Origin of the sequence: uncultured Roseivirga sp., from assembly GCF_963973945.1 — a bacterium.
Classification (GTDB): domain Bacteria; phylum Bacteroidota; class Bacteroidia; order Cytophagales; family Cyclobacteriaceae; genus Roseivirga.
The window spans coordinates 227,224-252,627 of the sequence record NZ_CAXBBV010000004.1 but is presented as its reverse complement, the minus strand read 5'-3'; the positions used below and the strand labels follow the sequence as shown (position 1 = coordinate 252,627).

Here is a 25,404-nt window from a genome sequence, read left to right as displayed (position 1 = left end):
TTAAGTCACCGATTCCATTAACTAGAATTACGTTTAATCAAACCTATTCAACCAACTTATTTATAGATAGTTGTACAGATTAAATAAATTCAATATTTGAGTGACATTAGAAAATATGCGTACTCTTCTAATCTTAATCTGCCTGATTGGGCTTCGCCTCCATGCCAATGCGCAGCGAAGCTTAGAAGAAATACACGATAGAATTAAGGATAGTCAATTGGCGGACGAGAAGTTTAAATGGAAGCATTTCGGTACACTTAACTTTGAGGTAGCGGGTACGCAAAACTCAGGAGACTATAGATTGAACATTGAGGCTGGAACTACAGTAAGAATGTATTTACTGGCAAAAACAGACTGTATTACTTACTTTGATATTCGTGACCCAGAAACAAGATACATTTTTGGTTCGAGTGACAAGAACAGCTTAGAAACTGAGGTTGATGGATTTAAAGCCACAACTGCCGTTTATACTTTTGAAAAAGATGCCACCATGGTCATTCGGTTTGGAGTGAGATGGGGCTGCCCTAAAATGCTTCGAACCAAAGTAAAACTCTTGGTATTTTATCAAGCAAAAGAAACTGAATGAGGTATAAGTACTTTCGATTAAACGTAGTACTGCGTATTTTGGCCCTACTCGTTTTGGGCTATTCAGGCTTCTATGTTCTTACCCAAACTCATTTTTGGCTGGTTTCCTTCTGGCTCTTTCTCGCACTCATAATTGTATTGATTAGCCTTATTCGCTATGTGGAGCGCTCCAGACGAGATTTGACTTACTTTCTTCTGTCCATCAAGCAGAATGATTTCAGTAATTCATTTCCCTATGAAAAAACCGATGAACTGAATTTTGCTTTTCATGAAATCAATCAGGTAATGAAAAGCCTGAGAAATGAAAAGGCATCGAATTACCTCTATTTGCAAACTGTGGTAGAGCATGTTCGTGTAGCAGTGCTTTGCTTTGATGAAAACAACAAAGTGGAGCTTTCAAATAAAGCTGCCAAAGAACTTTTTCAAAAAGACCATATCACTTCGCTCACTGCTTTGGCAAAAGTATCTCAAGAGGTTGCTAGCAAAATAGAAGAGCTTAAATCAGGAGAAAGAGAATTGGTTAAAGTTAAGGTTGGGGGAACACTGCTCAACCTTTCTCTTCAAGTAACCACTTTTAAACTTCAGGATAAAGACTACAAACTCGTGTCCTTCCAAGATATTAAGAGCGAGCTAGAGGAAAAGGAAATAGAATCTTGGCAACGACTAATTCGTGTGCTTACTCACGAAATTAAGAATTCTGTAATCCCAATTTCTACGCTTTCAGAAGTAATTCTTCAGGTATTCAAAAAAGAAGTGCAAGCCAAAAACAGTAGTCAAACCGAAGTAGAAGCCTATCAGGATATTGTGGGCGGACTGGAAACCATTGAAGCTCGAAGCAAGGGTTTGGCACATTTCGTAAAAACTTATGATCAGCTCACCAAAGTATCTAAACCAGAATTAAGTACTGTACAGCTTCTCCCCTTGGTCAAACGGATTGAAAACTTATTTAAACCTGATTTAGAAGCAAACAATATTGATTTTCAGATAGATGTAGATTCGACTATAGAGATCAATGCTGACCCCAATTTGTTGGACCAAGTGCTGATTAACCTCGTGAAAAATGCCATTGAAGCAATTAAGAATCAACCTTATAAATCCATTCAGTTGAGTACTCGGATTGAACAAGACAAAGTAATTCTGTCTATTCGAGATAACGGCCCAGGAATTCCAGATGAAGTTTTGGATAATATTTTTGTTCCCTTTTACACTACAAAGCAAAGCGGTTCAGGCATTGGGCTTTCTCTTTCGCGACAGATTATGGGCTTACATAAGGGCAGTATTGCGGTTAAATCAAGTAGTGAAGGAACTAGCTTTGAATTGATATTTTGAGGCTAGACGCATACTCGTCAACCTGTCAGGACGATACCTAGTTCATCATTAATTTAAAGCATCTACGACCTAACTCAAGCAAACATCCACCAACCATTACAACCGTAAAAGTATTCCCTCCTCGAGGTGGGTCAGGGAGGTAAGTAATCCCAAAATCACTAAGACATAAAAAAAGCAACCGTTTTCACAGTTGCCCTTTACAATTATAAACCAAAAATGATTCTTATTTTCCTTGAATCTGCTTAGCTACGGCTTGAACTTCGTCTAAAACGCGAAGTAAGTTTCCGCTCCAAAGCATTCCGATTTGCTCTTCGGTATAACCTCTGCGCACTAATTCTAAAGTTACATTGAAGGTTTCAGAAGCATCGTTCCAGCCTTCAACTCCTCCTCCTCCATCAAAATCAGAACTGATTCCAACGTGCTCTAAACCAATTTTCTTTACCAAGTAATCAATGTGGTCGGCAAAATCAGAGACATTCACTGGAGGGGCTTCAGCATTTATGGCTTCAGTTATTTCATCACTATGCTTTTCTTGAAAAGCTCTATAAGACTCTAGGTAGTCAGATTGCGCACCTCCAGTCATTGCTCTAAACATACCTCCAGGCTTTATTTCAAAGTTTTCTCTCTCAGCTATTCTTGCATTCACCTCATTAGACTTTTGTCGGTTAGCACTATTTTTCTCTGTGTTTAAGTAGCTTCTAAAGGCTACTGTTTGAACAACACCACCATTTTCTTTCAACATCATCAATTGCTCATCGTCAAGGTTACGGCTCACATCGTTTAATGCCCTCGCAGAAGAATGTGAAGCAATTACAGGCGCTTTTGAAAGCTTCATCATTTCTATATTCGCTGCCTTTGAAGGGTGCGAAATGTCAATCATTATTCCCCATTTATTCATTTCAGCAATTACTTGACGGCCTAAATCGCTCAAACCATTGTGTAACCAAACGCTATCACGCTCCCCTGTATTCGAGTCGCTCAATTGGCTATGGCCATTATGCGCCAAAGACATGTAACGTGCGCCTCTCTCGTAGAATTCTTTCACTCTTGAGATGTCGGTACCTATTGGGTAACCATTCTCAATACCAATCATGGCTACTTTTCTTCCAGAAGCTACAATGCTTCTTACATCGTCAGAAGTAAGGGCCAAACCAATTCTATCTGGTGCAATTTCTTCTGTCAGTCTGTGGATCGCCTTAAACTTATCATCAGCATTCTCATAAGCTTTTGTGTACCCCTCTTCCGTCAATTCTCCTTGGCCAGTGTAAACTATAAACCAAGCTACGTCTAGGCCGCCCTCTTCCATTTTAGGTAGGTTGACTTGAGTAGAAAGTCTTTCTGTATAGTTCCTTTCAGCGGTAAAATTCGAAGTATTGATGTCATCATGCGTATCAAGGGTAATCACACGCTCGTGAATTCCTTTTGCATATTCTGTTAGTTCGGCTTCGGTCATATCTCCTACCTCTTTTTGTTTAGGCTCACACGCAACGAGGACAAAAAATGCTGCGAGGAGTAATGGTTTCCATTGTTTTTTCATAATTGATATTTAAGGTCTAGTACTAAACTAGATGATTTCTTTTGGCCTGTGAAGTAAAATGATTTGAGTGGCAGAAGACTAACAAATTTCGGTGAGATTAGCCTTTCTAAATAGTTTGGAAAATGGGCGAACCACTAATCACTAATAAGTTCGCAGCGAGATGCCACGACCAGTGTCAAAGCACTAAAATTCTATTGGTAGTAGACTCTATCCCCTTAATGGATTTTAGCGTCTTCTTAGCTAAAATCGATTACCTTTATCCGAAACCTAGTAAGTAAGCATATGAACACAAAAATACTCATGATGATCACGGCCCTATTTTTAGGCCTTATAGGAGTCACACTTACTTTTATGCCGCAAGAGGTTGCTGTATTTTTAAATATGGGTTCAGACCAATACACGGAGATTGCCACGCAATTACTGGGTGCACTTTACCTTGGTTTTGCCATGCTGAACTGGATGGCGAAGGATAATTTAATGGGTGGAATTTATGGGAAACCCGTGGCCATGGGCAATCTTATGCACTTTGTAGTAGGCGCCTTTGCCTTGCTCAAAATGCTTTCAAACATTACCATGCATTGGGAATATATGGTAGCATTCACTGTGCTTTATATAATTTTCGCACTGTGCTTTATCTTTCTGTTTGTGAATCATCCGAAGGAGAAGACTGAGAATTAATTAATCATTTGGATGGATATAGACTTTTAATATATTTAATCATGAGAATTCTAGTCGTCCTTTTATTACTAAGTACTCCCCTTTTTCAACTTCGTAGCCAAGATTACAAAAAGGCTGATTTCGAACCAGTAATATCATCGCCTGTCCCTAATATGGTCTTTCCAAAGTTCAAAGGTGGGAAAAAAGCACTTGACCAATACTTGAAAGACAATGTAATTGTCCCTGATTCACTTCAAAACATTAATAATGAGGGTGTAATTGTAATGCGCTATAGGGTCAATACGAATGGCCAAATTACTGAAGTGACCACAGATAAAATCAACAGCACTTTAAGCGAGTCTTTCCACGGATTAGTTCTAGACGTTATGAAAAAAGCTGGTCCTTGGCAGCCAGGATTGAAAAATGGAAAACCTTTTAATGCAAAATTAGAAATTAGCTTCAATTTCGATAAGAAATAAGAACCCCTTACTTGTTAGTCGTTTCGTCTAATTCTTGTTCTGCTCCTATTAAGATATCCTTGATCTTGAGTAAAATCGCTTCATCCTCTAATTCACAGATTGCTTTTATCAACTCTAACTTTAGCTCATTCAATTCCTGCTCTCCCATTATTAATTACGTTTTAGTAGTTGCAGATTGTCCTTTTCGGTTGGAAAAAAGTCCGTTATATAAATCGTAAATGACTGTTGATCTGTAGTAAATCACTTTAATATCTGTACGTGAGGTTCGCTTATACAATATATAGCGGTAGCCTTGTGAACGATTAGCCAATTTACTTTCTAATGTTCCCCGTTCTGGATGGTGATGCAGTTTATAGGCAGCATCTCTTAATTCGTCAGCGATCTGTTCAGCCCTTTTAAGCGGATAGTTATCGTAGAGATAATCAAGAATCTCATAAAACCTTATTTCTGCTTGGTCAGTAATAATTACTTGGAACTTGCTCTCTTCTGTATTTTCCAATTTTCAAAGTTGGTGTTGAACTGATCAAAACTTTTAACCTTTCCAGAAGCAATATCTTGTTCTGAAGTCTCTGCTCGACTATCCATTTCTTCACTGGCTATCATTTCCTTGATGTAGTTCAATACTCTATCCTGCTGGTCTTTTTCCAACCGGAGTAAATGACTAATCAACTCTTTGTCTATAGCTTTCTCCATGACTCTGATTCTTCTGTTTGATATAAAGTTAACGATTTATACAATTATTGTTGTTGCTTTTAAAAAGACTCCAAAGGTAACCCTATCAAGCAAACAGTATTAAACATAAGCCACTAACTATTAATAAAGCAATTCCAGTTTTGTGCTTTATTTCGTTTGTAATATCTAAGTATCTATTTGCGCCCCTACTTCTATGTTCTTTATTTGGCTTATTAATTTCATCTCTTACTTCAATTATTAAAAAGACACTGCCCAAAGCAAAAAATACAAGACCTAAATAAAACTCCATATGACTTTACTGTACAGTTACTACCTTAATCTCTAGTGAGAGACTAATACTTCATTCTTCTGAACTAAATTCAGATCTCCTCACCAAGTTATTCATTCAAACTAAAAAAACCAGCCTTCCCTATATTCGGGAAAACTGGTTTTGATGTTTTCTTCTAACAAGAGAAAGGGTATTTACTCAAATATGCTCGCAAGCTTGTTTTGCAAGGCTCTACCTCTTAGGTTTTTGCCAATTACGCGACCTTCAGGGTCTAAAAGTAATGCAAAAGGAATCGCATTCACTTTGTAAGTCATAGCCGCTTCTGACTGAAAATACTTAAGGTCAGAAACGTGTGAAGGCCAGATTAAACCATCTTCGGCAATGGCAGATACCCATTTGTCTCTGGTTCTGTCTAAGGACACACCAAATACCTCAAATCCATCTTTATTGTACTTGTTATACATGGCCACCACATTTGGGTTTTCCTTACGGCAAGGACCACACCAACCTGCCCAGAAATCGAGCAAAACGTACTTCCCTCTCAAGTCTGAAAGGTTAATCACTTTACCATCGGGAGTGGGTAAAGAAATTTCAGGGGCTATATCCCCCATTTGTACTGCAGGTTTAAAGTAGGCCAAGTTATTTACAAACATTTCTACCTGACTTGAGCCTGGCAATTCCTCTTGTAATTTCTGCCCCAAACTATCTAAAAACTGATATTCTTGAGATTTGTCAGGAAAATAATCAGTTACCATTAAAGGCACAATCGAACCATTCATTTTCCAAGCCATGGTTTTTAGCTTTTTTACTTTACCAGCTTCTAAAGCGGTTCCCTCATCTACAAGCTCCTCCATTTTAAGGTTATCACCCGACTGCTGTGCTTTGCTGTAACGCTCGTTGAAATCACGTACTACATAAGAGTACTGCTCCATATAATCCTGTACTTGAGCTAGATGTTTCAGGTCTTCCGATCCCTTGGCCTCAATCATTTGTCCGCCTTGGCCATCGGCAGTAATGGTAATATCTTCTTTATCCAACACTAGAATTTCAAACTGCTGACCATATACATTGATGCGGTAAAAACCTGGCTCTGTAACTTCGGTTTCTATTTCGAAATTTCCGTCAGTATCTGCATTAACAGTTTTTACAGGCACCACTTGACCAACTTCAAACTTTTCTAAAATGATTTCTCCTTGCGGAATCGGGTTTTTAATCACACCCGATACTTTTACAGTTCCATCATTTTTGGAAGCCGAACAAGCACTAATGATCAATAATACCAATACAATCGCAATGTTTTTCTTCAATGTCATACTTATGAAAGTTCCTTTTCTAACAATTGTTTCAACTTTTTAGGATCTGCTTTGCTCCCACTTTTCTTCATTACTTCGCCCATGAATAACCCAAGTAAACCCTTTTTCCCGCTTTGGTATGCTTTCACCTTGTCGGGCAAAGATAGTAAGACTTCTTTGATCAAGTCTAACAGCTCATCACTATCAGCCACCATCAACAAATCAAGCGACTGCGCTAGTTCCATAGCCGTGGTTTCCTCTTTTAAAAGCCTCGGCAAAATACGCTGAGAGGCAATAGAAAAGCTTACTTGGTTACTTTCTACCAAATTAATCAAGCCGCTAAGTCGCTCAACCGTCAAATGGGTTTGGGAAAGTTCAATACCCTTTTCGTTCAATAGGCCTTTTATTGGGCCATTCATCCAGTTGGCAGCGGCTTTATAAGCTGGATTTCCACTGCATAACGCGTCAAAGTAATAAGCGGTTTCAGCTTCTTCAGTAAGCAGAAGCACATCATAGGCCGCCAACCCATAAACTTCTGTAAACTTCCTTCTAAGTGTCGAAGGAAGCACTGGCATTTCTGAGGTGATTTCATCGAGAATCTCCCTTGTGACAATAGCGGGAGCTAAATCTGGGCAAGGAAAGTAACGATAATCGTTCATGGTTTCCTTAAAGCGCATTCCAGCTGTAGTGCCTGTTACTGGGTCGAAGGTTCTGGTTTCTACTGCAATAGCTTTGCCTTTTAAAGCCATTTCCAATTGTCTTTCAAGCTCATGGTCAATCGCCCGCTTTACGTTACTGATGGAGTTCATGTTTTTGACCTCCACTTTGTTACCGAATTCTTTACCATCGATCGGCATAATGGAAATGTTGGCATCGCAGCGCAATTCGCCATCTTCCATATTTCCAGAACTGATGTTGAGATAACGCACTAAACGTCTGATTTCCTGAAGACAAGCCGCAGCTTCTTCAGAAAGGCTCATATCAGGGTCGGTTACAATTTCAATCAGTGGCGTGCCCGCTCTGTTCAAGTCAATAAGCGTATCTGGACCTTCATCATGAATGGATTTCCCCGCATCATCTTCCAAATGAATGTGGTGCAATTGCACGAATGGTTTGGCTAATGACTCCCCGAACAACTCAATCTTCCCTCCCACGCAAATGGGGGTTTTATCTTGGGTAGTCTGAAAACCCTTTGGGGAATCTGGGTAGAAATAGTGCTTTCGGGCGAAGTGATTCACTTCGGTAATTTGAGATTGACAAGCCAATCCCATCTTAATTGCCTTTTCTAAAACGGCCTCGTTCAACACAGGCAAAGTACCCGGATGCGCCAAAGAAACCACACTTACATGCGTGTTGGGTTCAGCACCAAAGTCGTTTGGGTCGGAAGAAAAAATCTTAGATTCAGTATTCAACTGAACATGAACTTCAAGCCCTATAACCGACTTATAACCTGATTGATATAGTTTTTCTTGGATACTATTCAAGACCGGCAAGTTTTGCTTTGGCTTCGGTAATTACCTGATCCAAACCAGATAAGTCTTTTCCACCAGCAGTCGCAAAGAAAGGCTGACCGCCTCCTCCACCTTTGATGGCTTTGGCCAAATCTCTGATCATTACACCAGCATTCAAGCCTTTTTCATTTACCACATTGTCGGAAAGTACAATCGCAATTTGCGGACTTCCTCCCACATTAGCCGCCAAAACAGCAAATAGGTTATCTACTTCGTTTCTTAGCTCGAAAGAGATTTTTTTCAAGGCATCTGCATTCGGAACCGTGATTTTTTCAATAATCACATTGAGCCCCTTTTCGGCCATTATCTTCTTCACCAACTCCTCTTTCAATTGACCCGATTGCTTGGCATGTAAAGTTTCCAATTCCTTGTTCAGCTTTTGCCTTTCTTCCATGAGAGAAGAAATGGCCTTTGCCACATCTTTAGGGCTTTTCAGCATCTCCTTGATTTCCTTTAGCAACTTATCTTGCTCCTGAACCAAATCGAAAGCTTTAGGACCAGATACCGCTTCAATTCTACGCACACCTGCCGCTACTGCTCCTTCCGAAGTAATTTTAAACATGCCTATTTGGCCTGTTGCTGCCACGTGGGTTCCTCCGCAGAGTTCAACAGAATAACTTGGGTCGAAAGTGATGACACGTACAAACTCACCATATTTCTCACCAAAAAGGGCTGTTGCGCCTAGCTTCTTAGCTTCTTCAATCGGTACATTTCTTTGCTCGTTCAACTTGATATTCTGACGAATATGGTCGTTTACAGTTCTTTCAATCTCTTCGATTTGCTCTTGCTCTACTTTGGCAAAATGCGAGAAATCGAAGCGCAATATCTTATCTGAAACCAAAGATCCTTTTTGCTGCACATGATCGCCAAGTACTTGACGCAAAGCAGAATGCAATAAGTGAGTGGCAGAGTGATTGTTCTTTATCAACTCCCTTCTTGAAGCATCAATAACGGCTTCAAACTCCGCTTGAGGCTGAGTTGGAATACGATCTACAAAGTGAACAATCAGGTCGTTTTCTTTCTGTGTATCTAACACTTTAATGGTTTCGGTCTCATTCTTCAACACTCCCTTGTCTCCAACTTGACCACCGCTTTCACCATAAAAAGGAGTTTGGTCTAGCACCAACTGATAAACTGTTCCTTTCTTTTCTTTGATTTCGCGGTATTTGATGATGCTCGTTTTTACGGCTACTTCATCGTAGCCTACAAACTCAGAAGTTTCTTCTTCCGACACTTGAATCCAATCCCCTTTTACTTGAGCTGCATCTGCTTTTGAACGTTGCTTTTGCACCGCCATCGCTTCTGTAAAGCCTTTCTCGTCAATACTCAAGCCGTTTTCTCTTGCAATCAAGCCTGTTAAATCTACGGGAAACCCGAAAGTATCGTAAAGTTCAAAAACTATTTTGCCGTCAATGACATCAGCACCTTCGGCCTTCATGTTGGCCTGAACTTGATCTAATCGCTTAAGGCCGTTTTCAAGCGTTCTGAGGAACGAGGCCTCTTCTTCTTTAATCACCTTAGCAATAAACTCCTGCTGACTCACGAGTTCATCGAAAACACCAGAAAACTGCTCCGCCAAAATTGGCAGCAGACCGTACAGGAATGGCTCTTTAAAATTGAGGAAAGTGTAACCGTAACGCACAGCCCTTCTCAAGATTCTTCGGATAACATATCCAGCCTTGTTGTTTGAAGGCAACTGACCATCGGCAATGGCGAAAGAAATTGCACGAATATGGTCTACAATTACCCTAATGGCAATGTCAGTTTTTTCAGAGGTGCCATATGCAATTCCAGATTGCTTGGCGATATAGTCAATTGTTGGCGTAAATACGTCTGTATCGTAAGTCGACCCTTTTTTCTGCAAAGCCATTGAAAGGCGCTCAAAGCCCATTCCAGTGTCGATATGCTGAGCAGGGAGGCTTTCTAAATGTCCATCCGCTTTTCTATCGTATTGCATAAAAACCAGGTTCCAAATTTCCACCACTTGTGGGTGGTCATTGTTTACAAGGTCTTTCCCAGGTGTTTTAGCTATTTCTTCTTCTGATCTAAGGTCGATATGAATTTCAGAACAAGGCCCACATGGCCCTGTATCTCCCATTTCCCAGAAGTTATCTTTCTTATTTCCACCCAAAATGCGGGCTTCATCAATGTATTGCTTCCATAAATCGAATGCTTCTTGGTCAAAATCAAGGTCTTCAGACTTGTCGCCTTCAAAAACAGTAACGTAAAGCCTATCCTTTGGCAGGCTGTAAACTTCGGTCAACAATTCCCAAGCCCAAGTAATGGCGTCCTTTTTAAAGTAATCTCCAAACGACCAGTTACCAAGCATTTCGAACATGGTGTGATGGTAGGTGTCAATCCCTACTTCCTCCAAATCGTTGTGTTTTCCTGATACACGCAAACACTTTTGGCTATTGGCCGCACGGTTATAATCGGCCTTTGAGTTGCCCAAGAAAAGGTCTTTGAATTGATTCATCCCCGCGTTGGTAAACATGAGGGTTGGATCATTTTTAATTACCAATGGTGCTGAAGGCACAAATTGATGTGATTTTGACTTAAAAAATTCGATAAATTTCGACCTAATTTCCTTTGATTGCATCTCAGATGAATTAATTGCGTTTAAGCTAAAGCTTAATTTTAGTACCTTTGCGAGAAACTTTGTGTTTCCAACTGTAAGGGCACAAAATTAGGAGAATTTCAAAAAGGATTCTTAATGTCAAAAATAAAATATTACTACGACACCGAGACTTGTAAATACGAGCGCATAAAGGTCAAAAAGCGCGATGTAGTTATAAACGCTCTAGGCTTCTTATCATTAGCGCTTGTGCTCTCTGTGGGCATTATTGTAGTGCTCGGTCAATACTTCGACTCCCCGAAGGAGGCTGCTTTAAAAGAAGAAAATAACGAATTGAAGCTCTATTATGATCTAATGAAAGATCAGGTAGACGGTATGGACGCCATGTTAGGCGTACTTCAAGAGAAAGACGACAACGTTTACCGTGTGGTTTTTGAAGCCGAACCTATTCCTGAAACAGTAAGAGAAGCTGGTTCTGGTGGTGCTTTACGCTACCGAGAGTTGCTAGAAAGCGATATGGAAAACAAAAACCTAGTCGTTAGTGCGTTAGAAAAAATAGACAAAGTAAAAAAGAAGATGTACATCCAAACCAAGTCATATGACGAAGTAATGGCACTTGCACTGGATAAAGAACGTCTCTATGCTTCAATGCCAGCAATTCAACCCGTTTCTAACGAAGACTTGAGAAGATTCTCTTCTGGTTTTGGCTACAGAACAGATCCCATCTTGAAAGTGAAGAAAATGCATTATGGCTCCGATTTCTCGGCAGAGCAAGGCACTCCTATTTATGCTACTGGCGATGGAACAATATCAAAAGTCATCACCAGTCGTATTGGTTATGGCATGCACGTAATCATTGATCATGGTTTTGGTTACGAAACCCTTTACGGACACATGAGTCGTTTTGCTGTGCGCCCTGGGCAAAAAGTAAAGCGTGGTGAAGTTATTGGTTATGTTGGAAATTCAGGAAAGTCTACAGCGCCTCATTTGCATTACGAGGTACATATTAACGGAGTAGCAAAAGACCCTATTAACTATTTCTATAAAGATTTGACCCCAACACAGTACGAAGAGATTTTAAGACTTTCTTCTATAGAAAATCAATCTTTGGGTTCTTATTCTTACCGTTAAGCTGAGGCCGCTATTTCAGATTTAATTGGGTTTAAATATTCTGTTTGAATTCCTTACATTTGAAATAGTGACCTTTTAGTTTACTTAAAGTTATTCTTTTACTTCTTTTCATAACCCATTGATATGCCATACAAAGAGAAACCAATAGAAAAGAAATATTTCACCATTGGTGAAGTAGCCAAAGAGCTTGGCGTGGCTACTTCATTGATAAGATTTTGGGAAAGTCAATTCACTTTTATCAGTCCAAAAAAGAATAAAAAGGGTAACCGAAAATTCACTCAAGAAGATTTAAAAAAGATCAAACTGGTGTATCACCTAGTAAAAGAAAAAGGCTATACACTACAAGGCGCACAAGAGCATATAAAAAGCCACAAAGAAACCATTAGCACCGATGCTGAAATGATTACTTCTTTGAAGAAAATCCGTGGTTTCTTAGAAGAAATGAAAAGCCAATTGCCATGAACCAAGACAAGCTACACCAAGTAGCCTTGTCGCTCATTCCTAAAATTGGCCCTTCCCTATCAAGGCAACTGATTAATCATTTCTCAACACCCCAACAAGTATTCAGTGCCACAAAAGGCAAGCTTTCTAAAGTGCCGGGAGTTGGTTCCAAACTATCTGCATTAATTCCTAACCAAAAGGAGCTTCTGGTGAAAGCAGAAAAAATTATTGAAGACTCCATCAAAAAGGGAATTTCAATTCACTATTATAAAGAAGCGCATTACCCTAAAAGGTTAATGAACATTTCGGATGCACCTATTTTGCTGTACTCTATGGGCAAAGTAGACCTCAACCCTCATCGAACTATTGGAATTGTTGGGACACGCAGGGCAACAAAGTATGGCTTACAAATCACCGAAGACATTGTTGCACAGATAAAACCTCAAGAAGCGACTATCATCTCAGGCTTGGCTTACGGTATTGACGTAAAAGCACATGATTCCGCTTTGAAGCAGCAGCTGCCTACCATTGGCGCCATGGCTTGTGGTTTGGATAAAATCTATCCTTCGGGAAACAGAAACACAGCCCTTAAAATGTTAGAAAATGGTGGCCTCATAAGTGAGTACCCCATTGGTACCGAAGCCGACCCTCGATTGTTCCCTGCCAGAAACAGAGTAATTGCAGGCATGTCGGATGCACTCATAGTGGTGGAAGCTGCCAAAAAAGGAGGTGCTTTAATTTCAGCGAATATTGCCGATAGCTATGATGTACCCGTTTTTGCCGTACCTGGTGAAATTGGAAACACTTATTCTGAAGGTTGTAATTTATTGATCAGAAATATGAAAGCGGCTATTTTCACTTCATTTCAAGATGTGGTGGAAGCCCTTAACTGGGATGTTCAAGAAAGTACGCAAGCCAAGAACCCAGAATTAAAGTATAAGGATTTACAAGGCGATGAAAAGATCATTGTTGAGGTGTTGTTAAAAAACGGGCAACAAATGCACATTGACAAGCTCAGCTGGCAAAGTCAATTGAATATGAGCACATTAGCCTCTCTGCTATTACAAATGGAGTTTGCAGGCTACATTAAGCCCTTGCCAGGGAAAGAGTTTAGGTTGGTTTGAGCTTTTTACTCGACAAACTCAAAAGCTAAATCATTCTATAAGCATCTTCACGATTCACAAGTCCAAACCATCTGTGTTGCTGAAAATTCCGAACCTTCGGAACCTACGGGAAGACTGAATATTTGGCTTATCTGCGTTACATCTATCTTTTACACAAACTCAAAAGCTAAGTCATGCTGTAAGCATCTTTTCACGTCTTATACGTCAAACCCATCCGTATTACTAAACCTAAGAAACTGTGTCTCGTGAAAATCCCGAAGCTTCAGAACCTACGGGATGAACTTATATAGTTGGCTTATCTGCGTTAAGTATATCCTTTGCTCAAAATCAAAAACTAAGTCATGCTGTAAGCATCCTTTTCAGTAGCACAAGAAACAGTTAGTAATGGCTAAGAAGCTGTGCTTCGTGAAAAGACCCTTACAGGGTGACTGTATAGTAAACATATTCAATCAAATCAATCAGAGACACAAACTTCAAAGCTTAGTCATGCTGTAGGCATCTTCTTCAGTAAAGTAAGAAAATGAGATATATCAAACTCTTAATTCGTACATCAAACCTCTAAAATCTAACCTTAATTCTGCCCTAAGCCGTAGCTTCCCTCCTCCAACAGGTTATACACCAAGTTGTGAATATTAGGACGCACATTCAGTTGATAAATCTTGCTGTTGTTTCTTGTAGGATTGACTCTATTGGAAAGAAAGACGAATAAAAGCCCAGTAGCAGGGTCTGCCCAAACGAATGTTCCTGTGTAGCCAGTATGGCCAAAACTTGCCGGGCTGGCGTGTTGGGCTACGCTAGAAGCTGAGAAGCTGTAATCAATCAATGGTTTATCGAAACCTAGGCCTCTGCGGTTTCCTGTTTCGCAAAATTGACATTCGGTAAATTCTTTGATTGTAGCAGCGCTCAAATACTCTCTTCCGTCATATACTCCCCCATTCAAAAGCATTTGGTACACTTTGGCTAAATCTCTGGCATCAGAGAATAAGCCAGCATTGCCCGAAACGCCTAACATCATGGCTGCACCCTCGTCATGAACTACCCCGTGTAAGGTTTCCATTCTGAAAAAGTCATCTACCTCGGTAGGTACAATTCGATCTAAAGAAAACCTTTCCTTGGGCTTAAAACCTAATGTTTCTGCTCCCAAGGGCTTATAGAAGTTATTATTCAAGAATTCGTCAAATGCTTCTTCAGACTCCCTTTCAACCAATTCTGGGAATAAATAAAAGGGCAAACCAGAATAGAGATAACTCTTGTCATCGCTCACTTTTGTGCGCTTGATCATTTTATAAATCTTCTTCTCCTTAAAATCTTTATGTAGAAAAAGGCCTGTTTCAGAAATACGATATGGAAATCTTCTTGAGGAATCCGATTTCACTGTATTCCATTTGTATTTACCATTCTTACGCTGCACTTCAGACCAATAGGGAATCCAAGCTTTTAATCCCGCTTGATGTGCCAAAACATCCCTTATCGGTAAATCAGCCTTTTCGCCCTTTGCTACTTTAGGGAAGTAATGTCCGAAGGTTTCTTCCAAACTGAATTTCCCTTCATCGTGAAGCTTCATAAGCGCCAAAGTGGCTGCGGTAGTTTTGGTTACAGAAGCCAAATCGTAGATATCGCTGTTTTTGACTTCGATGGATCTATCGTAAGTATGGTAGCCAAACGACTTCTCGTAGAACACAATACCATCCTTGGCAATCAATAGCTGACAACCCGGAAATGCTCCAGAATCTAAAGCCTGCTGAATAATGGATTGTATCCCAGCCTCCAAAGCAGCCGAATTGATCCCAACTTCTTCTGGTTTGCCATCAACTAGTTTATTGAAAATACTTTCAATCTTAACAGGAGTTTTCTCCTTTACCTGAAACTCTGTTTGACGAGCCATGGAAGAAAACGAGGCCAGAACTAAACTAGTTAATAAAAAAATATTGCGGATCATTTTCGAATATATCAAGCTTACGGACTGCATCAAAATTATTGAAAATTTAGGCTAAGCTGGAAATACTTCACTGGCCATCAACATGGCTTTTGAGAAAGCCTTTCGGTCTAAGTTCAAAGCTACATTTTGCTCATCAAAATAACGTACCAAAACTTCGGTATCGATGTTGCCTGTTAGTGCATCGGTAGCCATTGGGCAACCGCCAAAGCCTTTCATTGCCGTGTCGAATCTACGGCAGCCCGCTTTATAAGCCGAGCTCACTTTCTCAACAATTTTCTGAGGTGTAGAATGGAAATGCGCGCCTATTTCCGTAGTTGCATAGGCGGTTATGCTATTTTTAAAAATTTCTTTAATCACCTGTGGTTCAGCAACTCCTATTGTATCAGATAAACTTATGATTTCAACTTTTAATTGAACAAGTTTTTCTACAAACTCGGCTACAATTTCAGCATTAAAGGTTTCGCCATAGGGGTTTCCGAAGCCCATAGAAATGTAAGTCACCAGTTTTTTATTGTGTTTGATGCAGAGGTTTTGGATCGCCTCCAACTGCACCAAAGCTTCTGCAATTGACTTGTTTGTGTTCCGCATTTGGAACTGTTCCGAAATAGAAAGCGGGAATCCCAAGTAGGTAATTTCTTCAAAATTGACAGCGTCCTCCGCCCCTCTTGTATTAGCTATAATGGCCAGTAATTTCGACTTGGTATTTGACAAATCTAGCCGACTTAAAACGTCAGCGGTATCACGCAATTGCGGAATGGCTTTAGGCGACACGAAGCTTCCAAAATCAACAGTATCGAAACCAACTTTGAGCAGTTGATTGATGTAAGCTGCTTTGGTTTCTGTGGGTATAAAATCATGGAGGCCTTGCATGGCATCCCTTGGGCATTCAATAATTTTCATGGACTTGCTTTGAGTTACTATTTAAAACAATTGAGGCGAAAAGTAAAATCTCAATTCGCTATCAAGAAATGGAAAGGTCAACTCGATTGATTCAGTAAGAGTTTTTAACCACTAATAGTTCTCTAAATTGCCAATAACATATGTTTGATCTGTACTGGCTACAGCGTTACCTCCTTCTTTCTCCAAAGTAACCGCAAAGGTCTTCACCGCACCCTCAATGGTTTTTAGTTGCTGTATCCACGGGCTATACTCTATGACACCGGCATCGACTGGTGCTTTTCCTTCTTCTATTGCCCAAAGTTGATATTGATGTCCTTTTGGTGGCTTTGGTAGATTATCCGCACTCAAAAAAACAGCTTTGGTGTTTTTATCCCAAAAGACATTTGCGTAAGCAGCTGGAGATAAATCTGAACCTGACATTCGTACATGAAGATTGTTTGTGTTTAAAAAATGAGCCATTTTCGACTTTAGATGATCAATCTCCTCTAACTCCGATTCAATTTTATAAGCCATTTCGGAGTTTTGAGCGCCCACCTCTTTTATCTTCGCTTGGCTAGTTTTCATTCTTCCATAGAAAAATACGTTCATTGCAAGGCTGGTAATTAACAACAGAACAAGTATTAGCGGCCAACGAGAAGTTGTATTCATCCTTTTGATCTGAATGTTTGGTGAATCTTCCACTACACGAATAAAGGCATCGCGTTCACTTTCTTCAATTTTCGATAAAGCTTCCTTCAAGTCCATACCTCCCCTAACTTCGCCTTTGCTCTGCTCATTTAATCTATCTAAATAAGCTTTTAACTCAGGGTATATGGCTACCAAACGTTCTACATCCATCTTTTCCGCTTCACTCAGCTTCCCGAGTGCGTATGCTTCCAAAACTCCCGATGCAATGTATGATTGAGTATTCATTAGCGCCCTTAAATTTTCCTTGTGTCTCTAGAACAAATCTATACTGTTGAAACATGACTACAGATCAATTGTTTGAGTATTTCGCTTTAATAAAAGCGGTGGAGAAATTCACTCTCTCAGGATGCAAATCAAAATTATAATTAGTCAATATTACTCAATCAAATAGAATCGGCTAATTTGCATTCATGAATTGGAATACCCTTCAATCTTCTCTTCAAGGCGACTTATTTACAGACAGTACCACTCGAAAGCTCTACGCTACCGATGCTTCTGCTTACCGTGAACTACCTTTGGCCGTTGTTATTCCCAAAGGAGAAAAAGACCTCATTACCTTGGTCAATTTTGCCAGAGAGAATAAAACAAGCTTGATTCCAAGAACTGCAGGCACTTCCTTGGCTGGACAAGTGGTAGGCAATGGCATTGTAATCGATATGTCTAAGCACTATGGAAAGGTGTTAGAAGTAAATACTGAAGAAGGTTATGTTTGGGTAGAACCCGGAATTGTTCGCGATGACCTCAACAAACACTTAGCGCAATACGGAGTGTTTTTCGCACCAGAAACTTCTACCGCTAATCGCGCTATGATTGGCGGAATGATTGGCAATAATTCATGCGGATCAAATTCAGTAGTATACGGAAGTACAAGAGAGCATTTACTTGAAGTAAGAACCATTTTGGCCGATGGCAGTAAAGCCAGTTTTGGCTCAGTTGGCACCGATCAGTTGTTAAGTATTCAGGACAAAACACTTCAGGGTAACATTTATGCTGAAACTCTTAAAATGCTTCAGCAGCCCATTAATCAAAAAGAAATCGTTGAGGGTTTTCCGAAACCAGATGTACCCAGACGAAACACGGGCTATGCTTTAGATATGCTTTTGCGCCATCAGCCTTTTGTCGAAAATGGTGCCCCATTCAATTTCAGTAGTCTAATTGCAGGCTCTGAGGGCACATTATGCTTGGTTACCCAAGCCAAACTAAAACTCACTCCACTCCCGCCCAATCATAAACGCTTGGTGTGTATTCATTCTGAAACTATTGATGATTCCCTTCGGGCAAATTTGGTTGCGCTGAAATATGCGCCATCGGCTTGTGAGTTGATGGACCACTATATTTTGGAAGCAACCAAGCGAAATGCCATGTACAAGGCCAATCGCTTCTTTGTTCAAGGCGACCCGCAAGCTATTTTGGTGGTTGAGTTGAATGGTGAAACTGAAATTGCTGCAGACAGTAAAGTAAATTCACTTATTGCTGAGCTAAAAGCCTCTAACCATGGTTATGCCTACCCTGTAGTTCAGGGGGATGGAATTAAACTGGTTTGGGATTTACGAAAAGCAGGTTTAGGACTACTGTCCAATATTCCAGGCGATGCCAAGCCTGCTCCTGTGATTGAAGATACCGCAGTAGATGTTAAGGATTTGCCTGCCTACATCCGTGAATTCAACCAAATTCTTGAGAAGTATGGACTGTTTGCTGTGCATTATGCGCATGCGGGTTCGGGAGAATTGCACTTGCGCCCTATTCTTAATTTAAAGACAGAAGAAGGTCAAAGACTCTTCCGCACCATTGCCGAAGAAATTGCCACTTTGGTAAAGAAATACAAAGGGTCGCTTTCTGGAGAACACGGTGACGGACGTTTGCGTGGTGAGTTCTTGCCTCAAATGATTGGTGAGCACAATTACCAACTGGTAAAGCAAATGAAGCGTATTTGGGACCCTAAAAACATTTTCAACCCCAACAAGATTGTGGACACTCCTCCGATGGACACTTTCTTACGCTACGAAAAAAATCAAGTCACGCCTGAGTTCGATACCGCATTTGACTTTTCAGAACATGAAGGGATTCTCCGCTCTGCCGAATTATGCAACGGTTCGGGTGACTGCCGAAAAACAGAACTGAGTGGAGGTACTATGTGTCCGAGTTATATGGCCACCCGTGATGAAAAAGACACGACACGTGCCAGGGCCAATATACTGCGCGAAATCCTTACGCATTCCACAGAGGCCAACCCTTTTGATAATCCAGAGATTAAGGAGGTAATGGATTTATGTCTATCCTGCAAAGGCTGTTCTTCTGAATGTCCTTCTAATGTAGACATAGCCAAACTTAAAGGTGAATGGCAGCATCAATACCACAAAAGCAATGGAATTCCTTTCCGTACTAAACAGATTGCCCACTTTTCTAAAAGCATGAAGTTGGTCAGTAAAGCACCTTGGGCTTATAATTTAGTGTTTGGAAATCGCCTAACCGGAAATATTGCCAAATCGATTGCGGGATTTGCGAAAGAACGAAGCATGCCTGCATTGGCCAAACAACCCTTGGCCCAGTGGTTGATAAAGGAATTTAAACCTCAAACCTCAAATCGTAAGGTCTATTTTTTCTGCGATGAATTCACCAATTACAATGATGCTGAAATTGGTAAAACCACTGTCCTGCTGTTGGATAAACTAGGTTATGAAGTCCTATTTGTTCCTCATGCCGATTCTGGTCGTCCACAGCTATCTAAAGGTTTGTTAGATGAAGCCAAAGTTTTGGCAGAGCAGAATGTTGATCAATTCAGTGCGCTAGTCGATGTCAATGCTCCTTTAATTGGCGTAGAACCATCTGCTATTCTGACTTTTAGAGATGAGTACATCAGCCTAACGCGAGGCGAAATGCAGCAAAAGGCAAAAGTGCTTTCGGCACATGTGTTTACCATTGAAGAGTTTTTGGCCCAAGAAATTGATAAAGGGAATATTACTTCCGAGCAATTCAGTACCGAAACTAAGCTTATTAAAGTACACGGTCATTGCCACCAGAAATCGCTTTCGTCTATGGTACCCACCAAGAAAATGCTTTCGTTGCCCAAGAACTTTACCGTGCATATGATTGCTTCGGGCTGCTGTGGTATGGCTGGATCGTTTGGTTATGAAAAGGAGCATTATGAGGTATCGATGAAAATTGGCGAATTGGTGCTCTTCCCTACGGTGCGCCAACAACCTAAAGAAGTCATTATTGCTGCTGCGGGAACGAGTTGCCGTCACCAAATCAAAGATGGAACGAGTAGAATTGCCAAACATCCAGTTGAGGTGTTGTGGGAGGCTTTGAAGTAAGGAGGCTGGCCAAAATAGACCTTCAACTATTTTTGAATGCGGAAACAAGAACAGAAGGATATTAATATTATCTCGCCCTTTCAGGGCTTAATAAACTCTAATATGTAATAGGAACGGGTTGCACCCGTTCCTATGTTATTTCGCCCCGTTGGGGCTTTTCTAGTGCGAAATGATTAAGTTATAAGCCCTGAAAGGGCTTCATATCAAAACGAAGGGTGTAACCCTTCGAGAAACGAAAACCTCTCCACCAAAGTCCTGCAAGGACAAAGTCAACCCTTCCTTATGTATCTAGCCTTCAAAGCTTTCACAAAACTATAATGAGCGAAACCGAATCGCCAGTCTGATCTTTACAACGAAAGTAATAACCTAACTTAAATCAGGTTATTAGCGCATTTTTTAACAAATATTTCCTAGCTTAAACCTCATGAAAAAATTAAGCGTCACCCTTGTTTGTCTTCTCTTCCCTACTCTTTTGTTAGCGCAATTGCCTAAGCACTTGGAGGGCAAAATGACTTATCCGGTTTTTGATTTCCACCCTATGGTGGGAGTTGTTAAAACAAAAGCTAAAGCACTTAACTATGATAAAGACCTTGAGTACAAAGTAGCAATAGATGTTACGGATAAGGTTTACGACTCCACAAAGGTGATGGGTACACTATTAGAAGTAGCCAGAGCCTATAATTTAAACATTGCCAATGGAGTTCCGAAAAGGAAGTTGAAGGTGGCTGTCGTGATTCATGGAAGCGCCATTCAAGGCATTTTGAATAATGAAGCTTATCAGACAAAGTTTGGGGTACCCAATCCAAACATAGCGGTGATTAAGGAAATGAAGAAAGAGGGAATCGAATTTTACGTTTGTGCGCAAGTCTTGGCTTTCAGGCAAGTACCAGAAGAAAACGTAGTGAAGGATGTCGACCTCGCTATATCGGCTAAAACAGCACTGATTACCCTAGACCAAATGGGCTACACTTATATGAATATGAATAATTGATTAAATAGAATTTCCAGACCTGTCAGGTTTTTGAAACCTGACAGGTCTGGAATTACTCTCACACTTCCAGCGTCAGGTCGCTTACTCTTTTATAGCCTTTGATATGAATGGCTTGATCATCAATTTCTACAACGGCAAAGCTATTGTTCTCCAAACCTTCGTAGTCTACCATACCTAACTGCGTGACATAGTGAATTCCATTGATTTCAGTGTGTTCTTCTGCATGAACATGGCCATGAAATACGGCCAATACTTTGCCTGAGGCTTCAAACAGTTGCTGAAATCTCTGATAATGGTTGACATGAAACTTAGCTCCTTCTTTATTGAATTCATAAAGCGGGTGATGACAGAAAACAATGGTCGGTAAGCTGTTCTCTTCTAAATCTTGCTTGAGCCAATTGAACTCCACTTCGGGAATATTGGCATCCTGCCAATCGGCTCCTTCTTTGTAAAATTGGTCTCTCCCATCAGCATGGTAATTCGCATCCAACACCACAAAATGAAACCCTTCTTTATCAAAAGAATAATAACCCTTCGACTTATCAATGCCCGTATTCTCTATATGATTTAGAAACTGGCTTTTTCTAATGCTATCTACATCATGATTACCAACACAATGATATCGAGGGCCGTTAAATTTGGCGTATGCATTCTCTAGCGTTTCTAAATACCGAAGTGTATCGGCTTCTTTTTGATTCAGATCTTCATCTTTAAAATCACCCAAATGAGCTACAAAACCCACTTTTTCACGGTTCATTACCTCCACAAATTCATTCATTTTTTCGATGGAATCGCGGTAATAACGAGTACCAGCATGCTCTCGGTCGGCATAATGTGAATCGGTAGTAATACCAAATCTGATTTTAGAGGTTTTATCAGGTTGACAAGCATAAATTGAAAGTGGCAGAAAAGTAGATAAAGTAACTAAACCACTGTTTTTAAGAAACTTCCGCCTTGAGTTGTTCACTTCTCTACTATTCATCTTCTGTTACTTTAGATTTTATACCTAAAGTAACAAAAGCCTTAAGGAATTAGAAAGTCTTTTAAGTTAGCAATCTATTAACATACCTACTCTCCGATCAGTATCCTGTATAAATAAAAGGCGACCAGAAATATGGATGCGTTTGATCTCCGTATTTACCTGCAATAAAATTGCGTTTTACTTCAACCAAAGCAGCAGTAGTAGCCATTTTTTGATTGAACATTCTACGGTAAAGTTCTACACTTAAATACATGGTGCCCGTGTCACTTACACTCCATAAAGAAGTAAGACTGCTGTTTACACCCGCATTGAATAAGGCCTGATTTAAGCCTTTAATTCCATCCCCTGGCGACTCTACTCCTAGCGCAGTTTGGCAGGCGCTGAGCATTACAAAATCAACAGACAAATTCAGTTTTTCTAATTCACCCACCACGAGCATTCCGTCTTCACCATTTACGGGTGTTGGCTTTACTGTCATGGCAATGGAGCTTAAATCAAAAACATAAGGGTGTACGCTGGCATGACTCGACAAGTGCACAGCCTTGAACTTACCCAGTTCATTCGCTTTACTCATGCGTTTCAGCTCCTGCTCAGTCATCATATCGTCTAATCGGGTTTCACCATTTGGAATAAGGTCGTTAATCACCACTACCTCTTTTCTTCCGCCTTGCAAATAAGACATCGGATCTTTTCCTTGAAAAGTGGCAAAAGCATAATCAAGCGGTTGGTTCTTTTGCAAATCTTCGCGCACACGGTAGCGCAGCTTTTCTAAGTCGCCCAATGAGTTTAAAGGTGCTTTGGCTACGGTATAATTCTCATAAGTTGCACCTCCAAAACCCAATACGCTTTTCTCATAGGTCTTTTTTGGCTGACTTCTCAGAGTAGAAAGTAATGCGGCATTTGGAATGTAGCCGATTTCGAAGCGTTCCGCCAAATAGCGTCCGTTAATATCAATCAGAGCATCAAAAGGAATAGTACCGATTAAGCCTTCTGGGCTGATGGTGAGCTTGGTAATGCCTTGCAGTTTTTCTTCCAAGCCATCGATAAACGTAATGTGGAAGCGTTTTAATAAATCAGGTACTTTCTCTTTCTGGAAGAACACATACTGGCCATCCACCACTTTGGCTTCCATATGCTTGCGTAAATACTGGGTCATTAGTTTAAATTCGCCCGGAGCAAACATATTGGGTTTGCGGGTTTTTTCGCCCGTTAAATAATCTAGGTTCGGACTTCTAAACTCTTGCTGTGCTAGTTCCTTCTCTAAAACAATCAGTTCGGGGTCACCTTCTAGCAAATCCACAAAAGCACCAGCCGATCTGTTATATCGGGTAAATACTTCGTTTTTGGTCACCAAACACATTAAGTAGGTGCCTTCGTAGGTTGTACCTTTAGAAACATCGATAAAAGAAAGGTATGCCTCTTTTCCCCCCAGAATAGTCTGCAATTCCTTTAAGCTCAATTGTTTCTTCCCGCTCCTTTTGTCATTCAAAAGCGAATAAGATCGGTTGGATTCAATCACGTCATAGATTTTATCGAACTGCTTGGTTTCATAATAGGTGGAAGCCAAAAATCCGTTGATACGCTGAAATTTATCGAGATAACCACGCTGCGCCAAAGGATCTAACTTTTCTAAAGCAGCAATTTCTTCTGTTCTGGCCTTTTCAAACTGCACAACTGCTTCGGCATATTGTTTAGCATCCATCAAGCGAACACCATCATTATAAGGATTTCCAGTGAGTTCCACGGCTCCTTCACCTCCAAGAATATTGGCCGTGGTAGAAATTCCGTTTTTCGCAAAGTTGACATAATCGTATTTGTCGACTCCTGGAATTTTAAGGAAGTTTTCGACACGCTGAACTATGGCCTTACCCTTTTCCACTTCCTTATTGAAAGCATAGGCTCTTAAGATTATATAATAAGCCTCGGCCAAATACTCTGGCGATTTTATCTTCGGTAAAATATTCACATAGGCATCGGCCATTCCCGAAGCGTCTGCAAGTTTTCGCTGCTCTGTAAGCGACATAGTAAGGTAAAAGTAAATTTTGGCCAATACAGCGTTTGAAGGAATGTTGCCTTTCAAGTCGGTCAACATCAGGTTGCTGGCAGACTCTACTTTATCCCAACGCTTTAAAGATGCTTGAAGACTGGCTAATTTTACATATGCACGATAGCGCGAAGCAATACTATAATTGGCCTGATCGAAAACGATCTTCTCTAAATGCGGTTCTAACTTTTGCCCGAAAGTAAAGTTCACTTTTTCGGCCATACCGACAATACTCACAAAGGCATCTGCATATAATGACCTGGAAATCAATCCCTCTTTAACTGCGGCTTCAGCAGCTACCCAATCGGCTAAAATCTTATCGGCAGTGGTGTTACTTGCTACACCCTCATAAGTTGCTCCAAGGCTTGAAGCTAAATTTTCGAAAGTAGCTTTGGCCCTTGCCACACTTTCTTGGCTAAAGTTTGTCAGTGCAGCTCTAGCCCTTTGTACCGAATTGGTTAATTGAGGATAATTGGAAAGGGAGTTTACATAAGCACTTAGGTTTTCATAATTCCTTTGCATGGTGGTGGCATCTGCCCCCATGGTTTGCATATTTCTTAAAAACCGTTCTGCCTCTATTGGCCGATTTGCAAAAACCGCGTAAATAAACCCATAATAGCTATTTGGAATATCGTAGCTGTTATAGGCCACCGACCATTGGGCCAAATCGACCGCATTGGTGGGCTTACTATTATCATAAAGGGCTGTAGAAGCCAAAATAAAGGCTTGAGAGTTTTCTGGATAAACCTCTAACAGATCGATTGCAGCATTGAGTTTAGCACTGATATTTTTTGACTGCTTGGCTTGTTGATAGGCCGCGTAACTTGGGTGAGCTTCTATCTGCGCTGGTGGAACACTTACCTGAGCAACAGCCAGTTGGTAAAATAAAATAAGAGCGATGGATGTGAAATATCTTTTCATAGTG

General features: G+C 40.5%; 22 protein-coding genes. 9 read left to right on the top strand and 13 right to left on the bottom strand.

Features of this window, described 5'->3' with window-relative positions; all coding sequences use genetic code 11:
- Positions 1-115 precede the first annotated feature (115 nt).
- Complete coding sequence (locus tag AAC026_RS09455; RefSeq protein ID WP_339697304.1) at positions 116-586, top strand: hypothetical protein; 471 nt, start codon at positions 116-118, stop codon at positions 584-586.
- Positions 583-1,914: an ATP-binding protein gene (locus tag AAC026_RS09450; RefSeq protein ID WP_339697302.1), complete on the top strand. Its 1,332-nt coding sequence runs from the start codon at positions 583-585 to the stop codon at positions 1,912-1,914. Before AAC026_RS09455 ends, AAC026_RS09450 begins: the two co-directional genes overlap by 4 nt.
- A gap of 223 nt (positions 1,915-2,137) precedes the next feature.
- Here AAC026_RS09450 and AAC026_RS09445 read toward each other — a convergent pair whose 3' ends face one another.
- A complete protein-coding gene (locus AAC026_RS09445) occupies positions 2,138-3,451 on the bottom strand; it encodes a dipeptidase (protein ID WP_339697300.1) in 1,314 nt (437 codons plus the stop codon).
- Between the two features lie 282 nt (positions 3,452-3,733).
- Between AAC026_RS09445 and AAC026_RS09440 the strand changes: the two genes are divergently transcribed.
- Together AAC026_RS09440 and AAC026_RS09435 are read left to right on the top strand one after the other, a co-directional pair.
- Positions 3,734-4,129 (top strand): hypothetical protein, encoded by a 396-nt coding sequence (locus AAC026_RS09440; RefSeq protein WP_339697298.1) that lies wholly within the window; start codon positions 3,734-3,736, stop codon positions 4,127-4,129.
- Positions 4,130-4,170: 41 nt separating this feature from the next.
- Positions 4,171-4,587, top strand: a complete 417-nt coding sequence (locus AAC026_RS09435) for an energy transducer TonB (RefSeq protein ID WP_339697296.1) — start codon at positions 4,171-4,173, stop codon at positions 4,585-4,587.
- 7 nt (positions 4,588-4,594) lie between these two features.
- Here AAC026_RS09435 and AAC026_RS09430 read toward each other — a convergent pair whose 3' ends face one another.
- The 7 genes from AAC026_RS09430 to alaS all read right to left on the bottom strand — a co-directional run bounded on the left by AAC026_RS09430 (position 4,595) and on the right by alaS (position 10,950).
- A complete protein-coding gene (locus AAC026_RS09430) occupies positions 4,595-4,735 on the bottom strand; it encodes a hypothetical protein (RefSeq protein ID WP_339697294.1) in 141 nt (46 codons plus the stop codon).
- A 6-nt stretch (positions 4,736-4,741) separates the two neighbouring features.
- Complete coding sequence (locus AAC026_RS09425) at positions 4,742-5,086, bottom strand: type II toxin-antitoxin system RelE/ParE family toxin (protein WP_339697292.1); 345 nt, start codon at positions 5,084-5,086, stop codon at positions 4,742-4,744.
- On the bottom strand, positions 5,053-5,280 hold the full coding sequence (locus AAC026_RS09420) for a hypothetical protein (RefSeq protein ID WP_339697290.1): 228 nt from the start codon (positions 5,278-5,280) through the stop codon (positions 5,053-5,055). The genes AAC026_RS09425 and AAC026_RS09420 overlap by 34 nt, the downstream gene beginning before the upstream one ends.
- Before the next feature lie 85 nt (positions 5,281-5,365).
- The gene (locus AAC026_RS09415; protein ID WP_339697288.1) at positions 5,366-5,569 is read right to left on the bottom strand and encodes a hypothetical protein; all 204 of its coding nucleotides are present in this window, start codon (positions 5,567-5,569) and stop codon (positions 5,366-5,368) included.
- Between the two features lie 173 nt (positions 5,570-5,742).
- Positions 5,743-6,861, bottom strand: a complete 1,119-nt coding sequence (locus AAC026_RS09410) for a TlpA disulfide reductase family protein (protein ID WP_339697286.1) — start codon at positions 6,859-6,861, stop codon at positions 5,743-5,745.
- A 2-nt stretch (positions 6,862-6,863) separates the two neighbouring features.
- Positions 6,864-8,324 carry an Asp-tRNA(Asn)/Glu-tRNA(Gln) amidotransferase subunit GatB gene (gatB, locus tag AAC026_RS09405; RefSeq protein WP_339697284.1) on the bottom strand — a complete coding sequence of 487 codons (1,461 nt, stop codon included), beginning with the start codon at positions 8,322-8,324 and terminating at the stop codon, positions 6,864-6,866.
- On the bottom strand, positions 8,317-10,950 hold the full coding sequence (alaS, locus tag AAC026_RS09400) for an alanine--tRNA ligase (RefSeq protein ID WP_339697282.1): 2,634 nt from the start codon (positions 10,948-10,950) through the stop codon (positions 8,317-8,319). Before alaS ends, gatB begins: the two co-directional genes overlap by 8 nt.
- 114 nt (positions 10,951-11,064) lie before the next feature.
- Between alaS and AAC026_RS09395 the strand changes: the two genes are divergently transcribed.
- The 3 genes from AAC026_RS09395 to dprA all read left to right on the top strand — a co-directional run bounded on the left by AAC026_RS09395 (position 11,065) and on the right by dprA (position 13,622).
- Positions 11,065-12,057 (top strand): M23 family metallopeptidase, encoded by a 993-nt coding sequence (locus AAC026_RS09395; RefSeq protein WP_339609363.1) that lies wholly within the window; start codon positions 11,065-11,067, stop codon positions 12,055-12,057.
- A 123-nt stretch (positions 12,058-12,180) separates the two neighbouring features.
- Positions 12,181-12,519 carry a MerR family transcriptional regulator gene (locus tag AAC026_RS09390; RefSeq protein WP_339609361.1) on the top strand — a complete coding sequence of 113 codons (339 nt, stop codon included), beginning with the start codon at positions 12,181-12,183 and terminating at the stop codon, positions 12,517-12,519.
- Positions 12,516-13,622: a DNA-processing protein DprA gene (dprA, locus tag AAC026_RS09385; protein ID WP_339697280.1), complete on the top strand. Its 1,107-nt coding sequence runs from the start codon at positions 12,516-12,518 to the stop codon at positions 13,620-13,622. The genes AAC026_RS09390 and dprA overlap by 4 nt, the downstream gene beginning before the upstream one ends.
- 571 nt (positions 13,623-14,193) lie before the next feature.
- Here the strand turns inward: dprA and AAC026_RS09380 are convergent.
- The 3 genes from AAC026_RS09380 to AAC026_RS09370 all read right to left on the bottom strand — a co-directional run bounded on the left by AAC026_RS09380 (position 14,194) and on the right by AAC026_RS09370 (position 17,373).
- A complete protein-coding gene (locus AAC026_RS09380; RefSeq protein WP_339697278.1) occupies positions 14,194-15,561 on the bottom strand; it encodes a serine hydrolase in 1,368 nt (455 codons plus the stop codon).
- 51 nt (positions 15,562-15,612) lie between these two features.
- Complete coding sequence (locus tag AAC026_RS09375) at positions 15,613-16,461, bottom strand: hydroxymethylglutaryl-CoA lyase (RefSeq protein ID WP_339697276.1); 849 nt, start codon at positions 16,459-16,461, stop codon at positions 15,613-15,615.
- Positions 16,462-16,572: 111 nt separating this feature from the next.
- The gene (locus AAC026_RS09370; RefSeq protein WP_339697274.1) at positions 16,573-17,373 is read right to left on the bottom strand and encodes an anti-sigma factor; all 801 of its coding nucleotides are present in this window, start codon (positions 17,371-17,373) and stop codon (positions 16,573-16,575) included.
- A gap of 185 nt (positions 17,374-17,558) precedes the next feature.
- Here AAC026_RS09370 and AAC026_RS09365 point away from each other — a divergent pair, with 185 nt between their 5' ends.
- Positions 17,559-20,462: an FAD-linked oxidase C-terminal domain-containing protein gene (locus tag AAC026_RS09365; protein WP_339697272.1), complete on the top strand. Its 2,904-nt coding sequence runs from the start codon at positions 17,559-17,561 to the stop codon at positions 20,460-20,462.
- 424 nt (positions 20,463-20,886) lie between these two features.
- Positions 20,887-21,453, top strand: coding sequence for a DsrE family protein (locus AAC026_RS09360; protein ID WP_339697270.1), 567 nt, complete (start codon positions 20,887-20,889; stop codon positions 21,451-21,453).
- Positions 21,454-21,511: 58 nt separating this feature from the next.
- Here AAC026_RS09360 and AAC026_RS09355 read toward each other — a convergent pair whose 3' ends face one another.
- Together AAC026_RS09355 and AAC026_RS09350 are read right to left on the bottom strand one after the other, a co-directional pair.
- Positions 21,512-22,435 carry a hypothetical protein gene (locus tag AAC026_RS09355; protein WP_339697268.1) on the bottom strand — a complete coding sequence of 308 codons (924 nt, stop codon included), beginning with the start codon at positions 22,433-22,435 and terminating at the stop codon, positions 21,512-21,514.
- Positions 22,436-22,532: 97 nt separating this feature from the next.
- Complete coding sequence (locus AAC026_RS09350; RefSeq protein ID WP_339697266.1) at positions 22,533-25,400, bottom strand: CHAT domain-containing protein; 2,868 nt, start codon at positions 25,398-25,400, stop codon at positions 22,533-22,535.
- Positions 25,401-25,404: the final 4 nt, after the last annotated feature.

Coding starts and splice junctions, on each gene's coding strand:
- AAC026_RS09375 (WP_339697276.1), bottom strand. CDS start 16,461: ATGAAAATTATTGAATGCCCAAGGGATGCCATGCAAGGCCTCCATGAT.
- AAC026_RS09360 (WP_339697270.1), top strand. CDS start 20,887: ATGAAAAAATTAAGCGTCACCCTTGTTTGTCTTCTCTTCCCTACTCTT.
- AAC026_RS09380 (WP_339697278.1), bottom strand. CDS start 15,561: ATGATCCGCAATATTTTTTTATTAACTAGTTTAGTTCTGGCCTCGTTT.
- AAC026_RS09410 (WP_339697286.1), bottom strand. CDS start 6,861: ATGACATTGAAGAAAAACATTGCGATTGTATTGGTATTATTGATCATT.
- AAC026_RS09395 (WP_339609363.1), top strand. CDS start 11,065: ATGTCAAAAATAAAATATTACTACGACACCGAGACTTGTAAATACGAG.
- AAC026_RS09440 (WP_339697298.1), top strand. CDS start 3,734: ATGAACACAAAAATACTCATGATGATCACGGCCCTATTTTTAGGCCTT.
- AAC026_RS09415 (WP_339697288.1), bottom strand. CDS start 5,569: ATGGAGTTTTATTTAGGTCTTGTATTTTTTGCTTTGGGCAGTGTCTTT.
- AAC026_RS09365 (WP_339697272.1), top strand. CDS start 17,559: ATGAATTGGAATACCCTTCAATCTTCTCTTCAAGGCGACTTATTTACA.
- AAC026_RS09350 (WP_339697266.1), bottom strand. CDS start 25,400: ATGAAAAGATATTTCACATCCATCGCTCTTATTTTATTTTACCAACTG.
- alaS (WP_339697282.1), bottom strand. CDS start 10,950: ATGCAATCAAAGGAAATTAGGTCGAAATTTATCGAATTTTTTAAGTCA.
- AAC026_RS09455 (WP_339697304.1), top strand. CDS start 116: ATGCGTACTCTTCTAATCTTAATCTGCCTGATTGGGCTTCGCCTCCAT.
- AAC026_RS09435 (WP_339697296.1), top strand. CDS start 4,171: ATGAGAATTCTAGTCGTCCTTTTATTACTAAGTACTCCCCTTTTTCAA.
- AAC026_RS09420 (WP_339697290.1), bottom strand. CDS start 5,280: ATGGAGAAAGCTATAGACAAAGAGTTGATTAGTCATTTACTCCGGTTG.
- AAC026_RS09355 (WP_339697268.1), bottom strand. CDS start 22,435: ATGAATAGTAGAGAAGTGAACAACTCAAGGCGGAAGTTTCTTAAAAAC.
- AAC026_RS09370 (WP_339697274.1), bottom strand. CDS start 17,373: ATGAATACTCAATCATACATTGCATCGGGAGTTTTGGAAGCATACGCA.
- dprA (WP_339697280.1), top strand. CDS start 12,516: ATGAACCAAGACAAGCTACACCAAGTAGCCTTGTCGCTCATTCCTAAA.
- AAC026_RS09430 (WP_339697294.1), bottom strand. CDS start 4,735: ATGGGAGAGCAGGAATTGAATGAGCTAAAGTTAGAGTTGATAAAAGCA.
- AAC026_RS09450 (WP_339697302.1), top strand. CDS start 583: ATGAGGTATAAGTACTTTCGATTAAACGTAGTACTGCGTATTTTGGCC.
- AAC026_RS09390 (WP_339609361.1), top strand. CDS start 12,181: ATGCCATACAAAGAGAAACCAATAGAAAAGAAATATTTCACCATTGGT.
- AAC026_RS09445 (WP_339697300.1), bottom strand. CDS start 3,451: ATGAAAAAACAATGGAAACCATTACTCCTCGCAGCATTTTTTGTCCTC.